This window comes from Halobacillus litoralis (assembly GCF_004101865.1).
Classification (GTDB): Bacteria; Bacillota; Bacilli; order Bacillales; family Halobacillaceae; genus Halobacillus; species Halobacillus litoralis_A.
This window is the reverse complement of record NZ_CP026118.1, coordinates 1,090,143-1,106,052: the sequence shown is the minus strand read 5'-3', so window position 1 is coordinate 1,106,052 and position 15,910 is coordinate 1,090,143. Positions and strand designations below refer to the sequence as shown.

Here is a 15,910-nt window from a genome sequence, read left to right as displayed (position 1 = left end):
AAAGACCGCTTTCTTCCGGAGTCTTTAGTCTTCCGCTCGTGCTGTTCCCACAGAAGTCCACGTATGTTGCCTACGCTCCATTTGATCCATTCCACCCTATTGGTCGTCATTTCCTGGGGTCAGTTAGTGTTTTGTCCCATCCCCATCTTCTTTATGAAGGCGTTCCTCTGGCTTTCCCATTAGTCCATAGAAGAACATCTGCGTAATTTCTTCGCTTTGGTCCGCTAGGGAATGTTCAAAGAAATCAGGAGTCGAACGCATCGCTTGATAGTACATCTCTATATAAAACATAATCGATCGGAAAGAGATATCGGGGTGGACGTAACCTTCTTCCTTTCCTTGGTCTATAAGTTCCATCAATAGGGGCACAGCATCATTCATTGTAAAGTTCTGGACCAGCTCCTGTAATTCAGGCTGGTCAGCAATTACGGTTTTTAAAAAACCAGGATTCAAGTGAAGAACACTTTCCTTTTTATCACGGATGACGAAGCTGATTTTATCTTTAAAGTTCATATCATTATCATGAACAACGTCTTTGAATTTATCAAAACGGTCGTAAATGAATTTATTTACAGTTTCGAATAAGAGCTGGTCTTTGCCACCAAAATAATTGTAGATCGTCACCTGAGATACTTGAGCTTTTTGTGCGATTTCCTGGATACTGACTTTTTGCACCCCGAATTCTGTAAATAAATTCAAGGCGGCAGTCAGGATGTTCAATTTCTTCCGCTCTTTACGTCTTTCAAATCCATTCATTGGCCACACCTCTTCATGAATAATCATACACGAGGTTATGAAACGATTCAATTCATGGATTTCATTACTATAAAGCAACCTTTTATAACTAGACAGACCCCAGAATGGTTCAGTACGATAATATTGTGCGTAGGTGATTTCAATACGGAGAGGGACGATAAGATGTCAAAGCTCGATCTGACACAATATGAGAAGAAAATAATTGTGAGAACAATGCATGATAAAGATATCGAGCAAATTTTTGAATTACAGAAAGTATGTTTTCCTGACATGGACCCATGGGAAAGAAAGCATTTAGAAAGTCATTTGAAAATATTCCCAGAAGGTCAATTTGTTGTAGAATTCGAAAGCAAAATCATCGGTAGCTGTTCTAGTTTAATTGTGAATTTTGATGAATATGATGACAAACATACATGGGATGACATCACAGATGAAGGATACATTACTAACCATGACCCTGATGGATATAACCTTTACGGGATAGAAGTGATGGTCCATCCCGAATATCGTGGCATGAAAATCGGCCGGCGTTTGTATGAAGCGAGAAAAGAGTTGGCGAGAGAGTTGAACTTGAAGAGCATCATCATTGGTGGCCGGATTCCGAATTATCACAAGCATGAAAATGAAATGAGCCCCCGGGAGTATGTAGAAGAAGTGAGGAACCAGAATATTTATGATCCTGTTCTTACCTTTCAAATCATGAACGGGTTTACAGTTATGCGAATAAATCCGAATTATTTGCCGGATGATAATCTTTCAGCTAAATACGCGACTTTGATGGAGTGGAACAACATCGATTACCGGGCCAGGACGAAACGGCATTTCAAAACAAGTCACCCTGTGCGTATCATGGTCATCCAATACATGATGAAAAATATCGATTCATTTGAAGAATTTACGAAGCAATGTGAATATTACGTTGACGTCGCTGCAGATTATGGTTCTGATTTTGCTGTATTCCCCGAAATTTTCACCACTCAGCTTATGTCTTTTTTGGAGGAAAAAGTACCTTCAAAAGCGGTTCGTCGATTAAGTGAGTACACAGAAGATTATATAGAAATGTTCACCCACTTGGCTGTGAAATACAATGTCAACATCATTGGCGGGTCGCATTTTGTTGAAGAAGAAGATCAAATTTATAATATTTCATATCTTTTCCGTCGAGATGGCACAATAGAAAAGCAGTATAAGATCCATGTCACTCCGAATGAGCGGACCTGGTGGGGGATCCAGCCAGGCGATGCTATCAAAGTATTTGACACGGATTGCGGTAGAATTGCGATCCAAATTTGTTATGATATCCAGTTTCCTGAGCTGGCAAGATATGCTGTCGACCAAGGAGCGAATATCATTTTTGTTCCATTTTGTACAGATGACCGCCAGGGATATTTGCGCGTTCGTTACTGTGCACAGGCAAGAGCAGTTGAAAACCAAGTGTATACAGTAATCGCGGGAACGGTAGGGAATATGACTCAAGTAGAAAATATGGATATTCAATATGCGCAGTCAGGTATTTTCACTCCATCGGACTTTGAATTCGCTAGAGATGGAATTATCGGGGAATGTAACCCTAATGTGGAAACGGTTGTTGTTGGAGATGTTGATTTAGAAATTTTACGGAGGCAGCGTAAATCTGGTACGGTCCGGCAGCTTCGTGATCGCCGTCGGGATTTATTTGAAACCCGATTTAACATAGAAACGGACCATAAACCGAAACGAACATAAAGGAGGGAATGTCCATGTTGGACAAACAGGTAGCAATCATTACCGGTGCATCTAGAGGGATAGGGAAAGAAATCGCTTTTCAAATGGCTGAAAAAGGCGTGCGTTTGTCGATAGCCGGCAGTTCTGAACAAATTCATAAAACGAAAGAAGAATTAGTTGACAAAGGTTACACCAATGTTTTTTCCTTTACAGCTGATGTCAGTGATGAAAATGAAATCGATCATGTCGTCCAGGCTACGAAGAATGCGTATGGAAAGGTCGATATTCTTGTAAATAATGCGGGTATCGGCGGCTTCAAATCCCTTGAAGATGTAACCGTTGAGGAATGGAAGCGCACATATGAAGTGAATGTACAAGGGGTCTTTCTTGCAAGTAAAGCAGTGTTGCCTATCATGAAGAAGCAACAGTTCGGAACAATCATAACTGTTGCTTCTGACGTTTCCCGATATACGATTCCGGAAGGCGGTGCTTTATATACGTCCACAAAATATGCGGTCCAAGGTTTCATGGGCTCTCTTGCTCAAGAGGTTCGTAAGGATGGAATTCGCGCCGGGACCGTCAATCCAGGAATGGTCGACACTTACTTTGCTAACGGGACGCAAGGGGACCCGGATAAGGCGGATTGGTTGAAGGTCCAGGATATTGCAGAAGCGGTCGTTTATATGGCGCAAGCTCCAAAGCACATGCTAATAGATGAAATGCACATCCATCCATTGGTCCAGGAGTATCCAAGAATTTAACCGATGGTAAATGGAAAATAAATACACCTCAGGTCATCCAGAATCTGGATGACCTGAGGTGTTATTTTTTGTTGTTTTTTCTAACTCTGCCGAGTTTATAAATAAACGTTAGTGTGAATATCATTGGTTGTTTGAGCGTGATCGATATAGCTCAACAATGCTTCATGGGATTCAAGCATTTCACTTTGTTTGCTTGGGTAGTAACTGGCATGGAGAAATGTCTCGATTTTCTTTGATAAGAATTGGTCCCGAGTTCGGACCATTAATACGAGCAGGTCATCCCATTGGCCCCAAATCATGAAGTGAAGCGCTTTATCGTAATCGTATTGATTCATGGTGTACACATCCTTTTTGAAAGGAGTGTTTTTATTATCTCCGATAAGGGAAAGGCTCACACTGAGAGTTCGTCACAGTTCTGGGAATAGTGACACAATTTTACGTAATTCTTCCGCAAAGTACTGGAAATTTTGTTATGATAGTATGGAAAAGTTTTGCTTATGCATTATGGAGGGAGACTTGGTGATGACAGAGAAACAATTGCTTTATGTCAACATGGGGTGTGTCATCACATTCGGTTTGTTTTTGTTTTTAAGCTTTGTAACAGCTGAAGCGGATGCAACTCAAGGTGTGATGATATTGATCAGTGAAATCATTGGGGGCTTAACACTTTTATGTGCAATCATTTCCCTGTTTTACATAAAAACGGATCAAAGGTATATGCCTGTAGCGATTCTTACGTTTTTGATTCCTTGGATATTATTCGCCATTGGATATGAATTAGGGTTTGATGCGACCACGGATTATACGTGGATCTGGTTCATCGGTTTGTACTTATTATTAATCGCTGGCTTCATTTTAATGAAAACTTGTTATAGCAAAGTGTTGAATGCTTATAAGTTAGTGCCTGCATTTTTGATTTTCATTAACGGTATTTTATTTGTATATCTTATTTTTATTCACATATGGTGGAGCTTACCATTTGCAGACTGAAGAAACCTCAGATCATTCCGATGATCTGAGGTTTTTATTATGGCTTAAGATCTTCTACATGTTATCAAGCAGAGCTAGCATCTTCAGTACCTCTATTTTCAATCGCATATTTGGAAGGTGGACACACATACTACAAATAATCATGGAAGGAGGTATACAAAAATGAAGATTAAGGCATTTGCTATCGGTTTGTTAGTTGCAAGTTCACTTGTAGCTTGTCAGGCAGAACAGGAAGCAGGGGACGACAAAGGTAATGACAATGGAGTCCAGAACACACGCTTCGAGCGTGAAGCGGATAACATGAGTCAAGAGGGTAACAATGTCGACAAAGCCGAAAATGACCGTGGGATGGTCCACAATACGAATTATCGTGTAGCCAAGGACGCTGCTAACCGCATCACAAAAGATGTTGATGGGGTAGATAACGCGTATGTTTTGAAAACACGGGACAACGCATATGTCGCAGCAGAGTTAGACAATCCTAAAGGCGATAAGAACAAAGTCTCTGACGACATGAAAAAGCAAATCGAAAAGGCCGTCAAAGCTTCTGATGAAAACATAAACAATGTTTATATTTCAACGAACCCAGACTTTGTTGACTTGACGAACAACTATGTCAATGATGTTGAAAATGGTGAACCTGTAAGAGGTTTTTTCCGTGAATTCGGAGAAATGGTCGACAGAGTTTTTCCTGACCAACGATCATAATGAGAGAACCAGGGGGCTTTTTATTAGCTTCCTGGTTTTTCTGCTTTGATGATTAAAAAATTTGGTTTAGTGGATACCTTTTCGTAACCGTTCGGGTGGATGTGCTTGAATTCTTTTGTCGGGAGTGGCTCAATCAACTTTTTCATAAGGAAATATTCATTTACATAATGGGTGATTTGATTTAAAGGTCTCCGGTAAAACCACATATCAACCAGTTCTCCATTTACTTCCCACTGGTCGTGAAGCAGTTGAGTTTCGTAATAATCAGCAATCGGAAAGTTCTCATAATCCATAAATGGGTGGTGAGTAGAAAAAAGGAAAGTCCCTCCAGGCTTCAAAATTCGATGGAACTCATGGAAAATCGGTTGCCAATCTTTTATGTAGTGCAAAGTCAGGGAGCTGATGATGACGTTGAACCGGTTGTTCTCGAAAGGAAGCGGACGGGTCAAGTCATGGGCGAAGGCATGGACATTTTGACCTTGCGTCCGCCTCTTCGCAGCTTCTATCATTGAATCGCTTAAATCAATCGCTGTCACTTCAGCTCCCTGCTTTGCCATAAAGGCAGCATACCATCCTGATGCACAACCGGCATCAAGGACCTGTCTACCTGATAATTGCGGCAGATGATTCACCATCTCAGGCCTCTCCAGGTAAGCGTTGTAGGGTTTTGTATCCACATCGAATTCATAGTGGCTGCTCAGTTTTTCGTAGGATTGATAAATGTTCTTTTTCATATGGTCCCCCTTATCATTTATTACCAGTATAAAGGAAAAGGTTGCAACTCAAAAATTAAGATGTATAATCTGTATTAGAGGATTTGACTAAAACGTTCAAATAGTCAGGTGGTGGAATATGAGTAAGACACGAAAAGAAGAAATACGAGAAGCAGCTCAGCAATCTTTTTCTGTGTTTGGTTATAAAGCGACAACGATGGACCATGTTGCTAAAGCAGCAAATGTAGGAAAAGGGACGATTTATAACTTTTTTAAAAACAAAGAAGAGCTTTTTCAAGACATTATTTCGGAATTACTCCAAGAAATGAAATCAAAAGCGGAATCTGTCATGAGTGACGAAAAAACACTCAAAGAAAATGTTCATTTAGCTTTGTTTGAACTTTTGGAATATCGAAGGAGTCATCAACTTACTGTTAAGTTGGTCTATGAGGCTCGAGAGATGCGAACTACCGCTGTTCAGGAAGCCTTGCAAAATATTGAAAGCCTCATTTTAGATTATTTAAAGGAAAAGATTATTCTAGCCATGGATCGAGGGGATATTCGTGAATGTGATCCGGAGATCACTGCATTCATGATGCTGAAACTTTATATGGCTTTGATTATTGACTGGGAAGATGGACATAAACCACTCTCAAAAGAAAAAATCCTTGGATTATTTGATGATTATGTATTTAAAGGATTGTCACCATCTTGATGGTCCTTTTTTTTAGTCGGAAGTGACCAAATGAACGAAGTGGTCATATATTATTAGGAGGTAGAAAAATGAATGGTTGGAAATCTTGGCTTTCAGAGTGGAAGCATATCGGGAAAAACAGGAAAATACTGATTCCGTTTTTAGCAGTTATGTTCATTCCGTTGATCTATAGCGGAATGTTCCTTTGGGCGTTTTGGAACCCATACGGCAGCATGGATGAACTGCCGGTAGCCGTTGTAAATATGGATGAGGGTGCAGAGTTCAATGGAGAGTCATTGGACATTGGAGAAGAATTCATTCATCAGTTAGAAGATAGTGGAGACTTCGAATATCATAACGTTTCAAAGGAAAAAGGTTATGCCGGACTTGAAAATAAGGATTATTACATGCTGGTTGAAATACCCACACATTTTTCTTCTGATGCGACGACTATAATGGGGGACCAGCCAAAGCAACCTCAATTGAAGTATGTACCGAACGAGGGTTTCAATTTCTTATCTGCGCAAATCGGAGAATCAGCTGCTGAGCAAATGAAAGCTAAACTCTCCAGCGAAATGACAGATAATTATGCAGATGCGATGTTCAATCAATTCAATAAATTGAAGGATGGTCTTGCCGATGCCAGTGAAAAGGCAGGAGAGCTGAACGACGGAGCTGCGGACCTTCAGTCCGCGTCAAGTAAAATAAAAGATAAGCTCGCAACATTTACAGAAAAACAGCTGCAGCTAGCAGATGGAACTCAATCGTTGAGAAACGGAGCCGCCAGCTTAGCGACTGGATCATCAGATCTACGAGAAGGGCTGTCGGGTTTACAAGATGGTTTTTCTTCTTTGAAACAAGGGACCGTAAATGCGAGGGAAGGAGCTGAAGATCTCCAAGCAGGCCTCGAAAGGTCTGAACAAGGTGCTGTTCAACTTAATGAAGGGCTCGGCCAATTGATCGAGCGTACCTCTCCGCTTGAGCACGGCGCAGGTGAATTGCATCAAGCCGCCAGCCAGTTATCGGGTGGAGCAAGTGATGTATCCTCGTCAGCTGCACAGATTGCTCAAAGTGCAGAAGGTTTGAAAACGCAGCTATCTCCACTGCTTAAGGACATGCCTGAAGAGGAAAAACAGGCGCTGTTGGCTAAAGTGGAGGCAATGCAGCTAGGTTCCGAAAAATTACAAAATGGTGCGCAGTCTTTAGCAGCAGGGGCAGGTCAACTGCAGAAAAAAACAGCTCCTCTATCTGACCAAATGAGCTCGGTCATTCATGCCCAAAAACAATTGAAGAAAGGAGCATCCGAGCTTGTGAGTGGCCAGCAGGATTTATATGCGGGCGCTGCTCGGCTATCAGATGGTGAAGAAAAATTGCTTGGAAACATGAACACTTTTTCTCAGCGATTGGGAGAGGCAGTGACAGGATCTGAGCAAGTAGCCGCAGGTGCATCTGAAGTGAATCAAGGAGCAAGTCGCATTTTTGATGGGTCGAACCAATTAGCAGATGGCTCACGGAAACTCCAACAAGGAGCTGCGGATTTATCGGATGGAAGCACTTCTTTGGCTTCAGGTACGGAGGAATTTCAAACGAATCTTGGTGAAGCCTCTACAAAAGCTGGTGAGGTTCCTTCAGGTGAAGCGACCAGCGGTATGATGGCTGAACCTGTTGATGTTGAGAAAAACGCTGTCAATCATGTTCCTAATTATGGAACTGGTTTCACACCATACTTTTTATCCTTAGGATTATTTGTTGGTGCATTGCTGATCACCATTGTCTATCCTGTCCGTGAATCATTTGGGCGTCCGGGAAATGCTTTCAGTTGGTTTGTATCGAAGTTCGGTGTACTGTTTGTAGCTGGAACCGTTCAAGCGATCATTGCTGCAAGTGTGATCCTTTTCGGGTTGCAACTGGAAGTACCCAATGTCGGATATTTTTATTTATTCAGCGTAATCACAAGCTTGACATTCATGGCTCTTGTGCAAGTGCTTGTCACATGGTTCGGGGATCCAGGCCGGTTCATCGCCATTCTGATTCTGATTTTGCAGTTGACGACAAGTGCAGGAACATTCCCGTTGGAACTCATACCCAAACCATTGCAAATGTTCAATCCCTTGCTGCCAATGACTTATTCCGTTTCTGGATTCAAAGCGATCATATCAGAGGGTAATACCTCGGCCATGTGGCAGAACACCTTGATTCTCGGAGGATTCACAGCCGCTTGTCTGATTATCACTGCCTGTTATTTTATATGGTCATTCAGGAAGGATCGTCATTCATCAATACAAGAAGAAGCTGTCTAATGGTAAAGCGGAGGTACTTAAGTATCTCCGTTTTTTTGTTATAATAGATGAAAAAGGAGGATTCTCCATTGATTCATTCAGTAAAACCGCAAGAAGCTTATCAATATGCAAGACTCATTCAGAAATTAGAAACAGAATCAGATTTCCTCCTATACGGAGCCAACGAGAGAAGTTGGGCAAACGAACAAGTAGAGCAAATGATTTACAACCTACATAAGAAAAAGAACTCGACCATTCTTGTAGCCGAAAACGATGGAGACTTTGTCGGTCATGTCACTGTGTTCGGAGGCGGAGCTGACCGTAATGCACATGTTGGTCAAATCATCACAGGGGTTCTGGAAAAATTTCATGGGCAGGGAATTGCGAAACAGCTATTTCTTGACCTTGATGATTGGGGAGTTGCTAACGGTCTCATCCGTTTAGAATTAAGTGTCATGGTTCATAACGAACGGGCTGTGAAATTTTATGAAAGAATGGGATTTGAAATCGAAGGGACCAAGCGTAAGTCACTGGTTGTCCACGACGAGCCGGTGGACGAATATGTGATGGCGAAAATTCTAGCATAGCTTTTATATAAGATGACGGGAATCTTCATGTTCTTTCTTCCCCCCTCATATAGTAAGATAAGCGAAATCGAAGGAGGGGGCATCTTTGAAACCAGATGACCAAAAGAAGCTCGAATATGCGATCAGGGAAATCACTGAAATCGCTAAAGGATTCGGGCTTGATTTCTATCCAATGCGTTATGAAGTCTGTCCTGATGATATTATTTATACATTCGGAGCGTACGGTATGCCGACACGCTTCTCACATTGGAGCTTCGGCAAACAGTATTACAAAATGAAGTTGCAATATGATCTTGGTCTAAGTAAAATTTATGAACTTGTCATCAATTCTAACCCTTGTTATGCGTTTTTGTTAAACTCCAACAGCCTGATCCAGAATAAACTGATCGTGGCCCATGTCCTTGCTCACTGTGATTTCTTCAAAAACAATGCCCGTTTTCAAAACACCAAAAGGGACATGGTTGAAAGTATGGCAGCCACGGCTGAGCGAGTAGCAACCTACGACAAAATATACGGAAAACAGCAAGTGGAGTCATTTTTGGATGCTGTACTAGCTATTCAAGAGCATATCGACCCTTCACTTGTGCGCCCTAAGTTATCCTGGTCGATGGAAGAGGAAGAAAGTGAAGAGAAGCCGCAGCAAACGGTTTATGACGACCTTTGGAAAATAGATGAGTCCTCTTCTGAAGACCGTTCTTTTTTCAAGAAGAAAAAGAAATTTCCGCCTCGACCTGAGAAGGACTTGCTTTTGTTCATCGAACAGTATAGCCGCGAATTGGAAGACTGGCAACGGGATATCTTGACGATGATGCGCGAAGAAATGTTATATTTCTGGCCACAGCTTGAGACGAAGATCATGAATGAAGGATGGGCTTCCTACTGGCATGCAAGGATATTGAGGGAATTGGATTTAACGAGTGATGAGTCCATTGAATTCGCGAAATTAAATGCAAGTGTAGTCCAACCTTCTAAAACACAGTTGAATCCATATTATTTGGGGCTGAAAATCTTTGAAGATATTGAAGAGCGCTATGATAACCCTACAGAAGAAATGAAGAAGCACGGAATAGAGCCGGGAACCGGACGTGAGAAAATGTTTGAAGTCCGAGAAATCGAATCAGATCAAAGCTTTATCCGAAACTACTTGACAAGGGAATTGGTGCGACGGGAAGACTTATATCTATTTCAAAAACAGGGCCAAAAATATAAAATCACAGACAAAGATCATGAAGCCGTTCGCGATCAATTGGTCACAATGCGCGTGAATGGAGGCTTTCCATACATCACAGTACAAGATGGGGATTATGTTAAAGGCGGAGAGCTGTATTTGAAACATCATTATGAGGATGTAGAGCTTGATGTAAGCTACCTCGAAAAAACTTTACCATACGTGTACCAGCTTTGGGGAAGGGCAGTCCATATGGAAACGCTAGTCGAAGGCCGGGAGGTTGTGTTCAGTTATGGTGGTAAGAAAGTACAGAAGAAATATTTGTGATTTAAAGGCTGCCCTTTCTCTGAAGGGGCGGTCTTTTTGTTCCATGAAAGAAACAGGCTTAACGATAACCATAGCAAGGTAGAGTATCCTCAAACTCAAACGGAGATAGTGTTTAGCACTACTTATATAAATGTCACTTCCAATAACTCAAATCAGAATGGAATCTGCTATAATTAAGGTAAGATTTACCTTTACATAAAGAGGTGAAACAAATGAAAAAGATTCGCCTGGCCATATTCAGTTTAATTGCTTTGATTATCATTGTTTGCTTTTTCTATCTTGATAACCGAGAATTGAATCGATTGACCAATGATCAAATCTATCCGATGGTCGAAGAGCCGAATCAGCACCCGCAGCCATTGACGGAAGGGAAGCTTGAAATTGGTGATGAAGGTGTGCACCTCACGAAGCTCTACAGCCGTAATACATCCAAAGGGCTATATTTTGGTATGTGGTATGGTAAAGGGAACAACCTCATGAATAATGAAGAAAAGAAATGGAAGCGGAAAAAGGGTCAAATCGAGTTTCTTGTAAAAGCGGTGGATTCCAATGGGACGACTTATGATGGACGGACAGTCGGTCTGGTCGCAGGTACCTTTTCTGTTTTTCAATATGTTCAATTCGATGGTTTCCACTATGATCAGGATTTAGAAGAACTGACACTCTTCTTTTATCCAATGATTGCTGAAGGGGATGAAGCTACTCCGAATGCACAGGCGTGGTTGGAAACGACTATTCCTGTTGAATAAGGTGAGCAGCAATGTTTCTTTCTTCCATGCATATGATACAATGTTGAATAGTCAAAATATATGAGAAGGGAGCGGTGAAAATGGAGCAAGCAAAATCTGTCTGTAGTAAAGGACTGCTTATTTTTCCGTTCCTATTGGAGAGCATAGACAATGTCTATGCTCTTTTTTTAGAATGAAGGAGGGACTGGAGTGAGATATTCACGCGTTTTATTGAAAATCAGTGGAGGCGCTTTAAAAGGAGATAGTCAGGACAACTTCGATCATGCAAGTTTAGAACATATTGCTAATGAGATTTTGACATTGATTGAAGAGGGAGTTGAAGTCGCTCTTGTTATTGGAGGTGGGAATATCTTTCGCGGACGCACGGCTGAAAAGTGGGGCATCGATCGTGTCGAAGCGGATAACATAGGAACAATTGGCACCGTTATCAACAGCCTGATGCTTCGTGGGGTTCTGAAGAGTAAATCGGAAAAAGAAGTACGTGTGATGAGTTCAGTACCTGTATCCAGTGTTGCAGAACCATATATCCGCTTGAAGGCCATGCACCACCTCGATAAAGGTTATATCATCATTCTTGCAGGGGGGAACGGGCAACCGTTCGTAACGACAGACTACCCAGCTGTTCAGCGGGCGATCGAACTGGAGTGTGATGCTATCCTTGTTGCCAAGCAAGGTGTCAACGGTGTATATACTGCTGACCCTACGATTCATGAGAATGCGAAGATGTATGGTACATTGAATTACGATGATATATTGTTACAAAACATACAAGTGATGGATCAATCTGCGTTACTTCTTGCCCGTGACCATCAATTGCCTGTACACATATTCAACTTTGATCAGGCTGGTATTATGAAAAATGTCTGCCAGGGCATGGATGCGGGCACTCTGATCTCACATCGCCCCTCTAAATTTCAGGAAGAAGTCTAGGTCTATAGGCTTGTATTGAAACATTTTTCAATGAGATACCATAGAAGTGCAATTTTCTGATAAACTATTCGTTAAACTATAGGATTGAGTTTAGGAGGCTGTGTTATGACGATTTACAATCACATATTGACAGAAAATGATTTTATAGAGCAGGATGACCTTCGATATCCTTTCGAGGAAAGAGGGCTGCAGTTCGGAGATGGCATCTATGAAGTCATCAGAGTATATGATGGCAAGTATTATTTGATAGATGAACACGTAGGGCGTCTTTATCGTTCCGCCGCAGCTGTGAAAATCAATGTGCCATATAAAAAAGAAGATATGTATAAACGTTTGGATGAATTGTTAGAAAAAAACGGAGTAGAAGGCGATGCTAAAGTATATCTGCAGATCACACGTGGTTCTGCTCCGAGAGATCACGCTTTTCCTGCTGATACGGATGCGAATTTGTATGCCTATGTCAAAGATCTGCCGCGCCCGACAGAATTAATGCGCGAAGGGGTAACTGCCATCACACAGGACGATGTCCGATGGGATTGGTGTTATATTAAGAGCTTGAACCTTTTACCGAACGTCCTCGCAAAACAGGCTGCGAAAGAGCAAGGAAGCTTTGAAGCGATTCTCCATAAAAATGGAGAAGTGACGGAGTGCAGTTCTTCCAATGTGTATTATGTAAGGGATGGCAGTGTGTACACACATCCGGCTAAAAAAAATATTCTTCATGGATGTGTACGCATGCGAATCGAAGCCTTCTGTAATCAAGAAAATATTGAATTCAACGAAGCGCCTTTTCTTGTGGAGGATATCCAATATGCAGATGAGCTGTTTTTGTCCAGCAGCACAGCGGAAGTGATGCCGATCCTGAAAGTCGATGGTCAAACAGTTGGTGATGGCACTCCTGGACCTGTCACACGAACACTGCAAAAATGTTATGAACAAGAAGCAGGAATTCCAGAAAACAAGTCGATCTTTTCAAGTCAATCAGCGACTGACTAAAAGTTATGAAGCTGAGGAAATCAGTCATTATCCAAAGAAGCACCTCAATTAACATATCAATTGAGGTGCTTTTTTTATTGTCTTATTGAACATCTGTGAAATAATGCCTTATTACGAGACCACGGAAAAAAACCTTTATCATATAGAGGAGCTGTCAAAGTTTGTTGTTGCTTCTCACGAATCGCTTGTCAGTACGTGCTTGCAGCGGGCACGGCCACAGCTAACTTGATCAATCCAACTCGGCTTCTTTATTTGATGAAAACTTTAAAAGTTGCAGTTCTACAGTGCCATCTTATTATCGTACCTGCTTTAAAGTGCAGGAGTTGTTCAAGACTCGATTCCGAGATATTGCGCTGAGAAGCAAGTTGCTTCTCAGCCTGCTTAATCTCTTATACTGGAATAAGTTTATCGCTCATAATGTCCTATGTCATTATGCTATAATGCAATTAAAATCGCTGAAAGGAGAGAATACATTGGCGAATATCAAAATAGAAATGTCAAAAGAACAATATGAAACCCTGGTCGAATCGGTCTTTTTAGGTTCGTGGATGGTGAATTCCACAAAGATGGAATTGGATGAAGCATTTGAAGATGTCCGTGAACTCGTGTTATCGAAATATAAAGAAGGGAATCTTGAGGACCGTATTACGCATCATGAACAATTAGGAGTACACGACCTGGATGTCGATTACGAATCACAGTTGTTGGCTACGTATGTGGAGGAGTATGATGAGTTCAGTTTCTGGGACAAGTTGGTCGAAAAATTGGTCGAGAAAAAAATGACAGAACTTTATGGTCCTTTGGAAGGTGAAATGACGGAGGAACATATGGAAAAGCGTTTGGAGTTGGAAGAAAATATCGGAAGAAAGTTAGAAGAAACGGGTGTGACGAAACTCTCGTTTGATGAATAGAGCAACCAAAAGGCGTGACTTTTAAATCACGCTTTTTGTTTAAGCTTCTTTCTTGGTTCTGTCCATAACATGGCGATGGGACGTGCCCACCGGAACGTTGTTTGAATAAGTGGTCCTAAGAGAATGGCGACGATCAATGTACCAAAACCTACGGGTGCACCTAGTAAGAAACCGATGAGGGCCATGGCAGATTCAGATAAAATTCTAATGAAGCTTTTTGACTGCTTTGTTTTTTCATTCATAATCATCATGAAATGGTCGAGTGGGATCCTTGGGAATGGTGTACGTAAATAAACCGAGATACCGATTGCGGTGGCGAGTAAACCGAGCGTGAATATCCCCCACTGGCTCCACCAAACATCATACTCAGCATTTGCCAATAGACCATAAAGGAAAATATCGACGGTGCGTCCACGAATGATGATGGGGATCAGTGATTCGAATTTCGGTCGTTTACTTTCTAATTTTGCATTTACAAGTAAAAGAACGATGAAGGCTGCGATCATGACACTTCCTACCGTTACAGGCAAGTGCATGGACAGCCCGACGGCAATACTGTCACCAGGGCCGACACCTAAACCGGATCTGATGATAAGAGCAAGGCCGAGGCTGGAGATCACGAGGCCGCCTATATAAATGATGAACAGAACTAAATATTTCATGGTAGAGACTCCTTTAGACGGTACATATATGCTTCGTTTATCATATCGTTTGCCATATCGGATGTAAAGTTAGGGCTTGCTGAGTGTTTTTATTATTATCATAAGGGAAATATATATCAATAGATGAAGGAGGAATAAGAGATGCAATATGCAATAGTTACAGGTGCTTCACGCGGTTTAGGTGAAGCAATCGCGAAACAATTGATTCTCAAAAATGTAAATGTCATTTCTGTTTCGAGATCGGAAAATGAGGAGTTGAAATCCTTGGCTGAGGAACATGGAGTCCATTACTCACATGTCAGCTGCGATTTAAGTAAAACAGAGGAAATTGAAAAAGGGTTGAATCATATCACGGAAGAAGTTTTTCATGACAAAACTCATTATGTCTATCTCGTCAACAATGCCGGAGTGATTGAACCGATCGATACCGTCGGTCAGTTGGAAACTGAAGCTGTTGAGAAACATATGCAAGTAAATGTGACAGCCCCGATTCTAATGGTGAACAGATGTATTCGCGAAGCAAATGCACGTGATATCTCCATGGGTATCATAAATATCACTTCAGGAGCGGCTGAAAAGGCAGTGCATGGATGGAGTACATACAGTAGCTCCAAAGCTGCAATAAATCGTTTTACAGAAACGCTTGCCCTTGAACAAAAGGATAAGAAGCATTTGATTTTAGCCTATAGTCCGGGTGTGATCGACACGGATATGCAGAACGAAATCCGTTCTTCTTCGAAGGATGCTTTTGCTGATGTAGATAAATTCAAGCAATTAAAGGAGGAGGGTTCACTGCGCTCCCCCGATGAGGTCGCAGGAGTGCTGATGGATCTTTTATTGGAGCCGCGAAAAGTGGAGAACGGCAAAGTGTACAAGTTATATGATTTAGTTAATGGATAAAAGTAAAGAGGAAGAGGTTGGGACAAAAGAATTTTTCCGCTGGAAAACCCGAACGAATTTCGTTCGGGTTTTCTT

Annotated in this window: 17 protein-coding genes; 13 read left to right on the top strand and 4 right to left on the bottom strand. The window is 41.6% G+C overall.

The window, feature by feature from the left end; translation table 11 throughout:
* Positions 1-123: 123 nt before the first annotated feature.
* Entirely contained in the window at positions 124-756 is a 633-nt protein-coding gene (locus HLI_RS05595; protein WP_164908497.1) for a TetR/AcrR family transcriptional regulator, read from the bottom strand.
* A gap of 162 nt (positions 757-918) precedes the next feature.
* Between HLI_RS05595 and HLI_RS05590 the strand changes: the two genes are divergently transcribed.
* Together HLI_RS05590 and HLI_RS05585 are read left to right on the top strand one after the other, a co-directional pair.
* Positions 919-2,481: a GNAT family N-acetyltransferase gene (locus HLI_RS05590; protein ID WP_128523792.1), complete on the top strand. Its 1,563-nt coding sequence runs from the start codon at positions 919-921 to the stop codon at positions 2,479-2,481.
* A gap of 14 nt (positions 2,482-2,495) precedes the next feature.
* Positions 2,496-3,221 carry an SDR family oxidoreductase gene (locus HLI_RS05585; protein ID WP_128523790.1) on the top strand — a complete coding sequence of 242 codons (726 nt, stop codon included), beginning with the start codon at positions 2,496-2,498 and terminating at the stop codon, positions 3,219-3,221.
* Positions 3,222-3,316: 95 nt separating this feature from the next.
* Here the strand turns inward: HLI_RS05585 and HLI_RS05580 are convergent, their stop codons facing one another.
* Entirely contained in the window at positions 3,317-3,556 is a 240-nt protein-coding gene (locus HLI_RS05580; RefSeq protein WP_128523788.1) for a YhdB family protein, read from the bottom strand.
* A 187-nt stretch (positions 3,557-3,743) separates the two neighbouring features.
* Here HLI_RS05580 and HLI_RS05575 point away from each other — a divergent pair, with 187 nt between their 5' ends.
* Both HLI_RS05575 and HLI_RS05570 read left to right on the top strand, forming a co-directional pair.
* Entirely contained in the window at positions 3,744-4,211 is a 468-nt protein-coding gene (locus tag HLI_RS05575) for a hypothetical protein (protein WP_128523786.1), read from the top strand.
* Positions 4,212-4,373: 162 nt separating this feature from the next.
* The gene (locus HLI_RS05570; protein ID WP_128523784.1) at positions 4,374-4,919 is read left to right on the top strand and encodes a YhcN/YlaJ family sporulation lipoprotein; all 546 of its coding nucleotides are present in this window, start codon (positions 4,374-4,376) and stop codon (positions 4,917-4,919) included.
* A gap of 23 nt (positions 4,920-4,942) precedes the next feature.
* Here HLI_RS05570 and HLI_RS05565 read toward each other — a convergent pair whose 3' ends face one another.
* A complete protein-coding gene (locus HLI_RS05565) occupies positions 4,943-5,653 on the bottom strand; it encodes a class I SAM-dependent methyltransferase (RefSeq protein WP_128523783.1) in 711 nt (236 codons plus the stop codon).
* 118 nt (positions 5,654-5,771) lie between these two features.
* Here HLI_RS05565 and HLI_RS05560 point away from each other — a divergent pair, with 118 nt between their 5' ends.
* The 8 genes from HLI_RS05560 to HLI_RS05525 all read left to right on the top strand — a co-directional run bounded on the left by HLI_RS05560 (position 5,772) and on the right by HLI_RS05525 (position 14,273).
* Positions 5,772-6,347 (top strand): TetR/AcrR family transcriptional regulator, encoded by a 576-nt coding sequence (locus HLI_RS05560; protein ID WP_128523781.1) that lies wholly within the window; start codon positions 5,772-5,774, stop codon positions 6,345-6,347.
* 68 nt (positions 6,348-6,415) lie between these two features.
* On the top strand, positions 6,416-8,626 hold the full coding sequence (locus HLI_RS05555) for a YhgE/Pip family protein (RefSeq protein ID WP_128523779.1): 2,211 nt from the start codon (positions 6,416-6,418) through the stop codon (positions 8,624-8,626).
* 68 nt (positions 8,627-8,694) lie between these two features.
* Positions 8,695-9,192 carry a GNAT family N-acetyltransferase gene (locus tag HLI_RS05550; RefSeq protein WP_164908496.1) on the top strand — a complete coding sequence of 166 codons (498 nt, stop codon included), beginning with the start codon at positions 8,695-8,697 and terminating at the stop codon, positions 9,190-9,192.
* A gap of 85 nt (positions 9,193-9,277) precedes the next feature.
* Positions 9,278-10,687, top strand: coding sequence for a SpoVR family protein (locus tag HLI_RS05545; RefSeq protein ID WP_128523775.1), 1,410 nt, complete (start codon positions 9,278-9,280; stop codon positions 10,685-10,687).
* A gap of 212 nt (positions 10,688-10,899) precedes the next feature.
* Positions 10,900-11,436, top strand: coding sequence for a hypothetical protein (locus HLI_RS05540; protein ID WP_128523773.1), 537 nt, complete (start codon positions 10,900-10,902; stop codon positions 11,434-11,436).
* 189 nt (positions 11,437-11,625) lie between these two features.
* Positions 11,626-12,366 (top strand): UMP kinase, encoded by a 741-nt coding sequence (pyrH, locus tag HLI_RS05535; protein ID WP_128523771.1) that lies wholly within the window; start codon positions 11,626-11,628, stop codon positions 12,364-12,366.
* Positions 12,367-12,471: 105 nt separating this feature from the next.
* Entirely contained in the window at positions 12,472-13,362 is an 891-nt protein-coding gene (gene dat, locus HLI_RS05530) for a D-amino-acid transaminase (protein ID WP_128523769.1), read from the top strand.
* Between the two features lie 473 nt (positions 13,363-13,835).
* Entirely contained in the window at positions 13,836-14,273 is a 438-nt protein-coding gene (locus HLI_RS05525; protein WP_128523767.1) for a hypothetical protein, read from the top strand.
* 26 nt (positions 14,274-14,299) lie between these two features.
* On the opposite strand, the gene HLI_RS05520 is transcribed toward HLI_RS05525, so the two are convergent.
* The gene (locus HLI_RS05520; protein WP_128523765.1) at positions 14,300-14,935 is read right to left on the bottom strand and encodes a YczE/YyaS/YitT family protein; all 636 of its coding nucleotides are present in this window, start codon (positions 14,933-14,935) and stop codon (positions 14,300-14,302) included.
* A 141-nt stretch (positions 14,936-15,076) separates the two neighbouring features.
* On the opposite strand from HLI_RS05520, the gene HLI_RS05515 reads away from it, so the two are divergent.
* Positions 15,077-15,835 (top strand): (S)-benzoin forming benzil reductase, encoded by a 759-nt coding sequence (locus HLI_RS05515; protein ID WP_128523764.1) that lies wholly within the window; start codon positions 15,077-15,079, stop codon positions 15,833-15,835.
* The last annotated feature ends 75 nt before the right edge of the window (positions 15,836-15,910 follow it).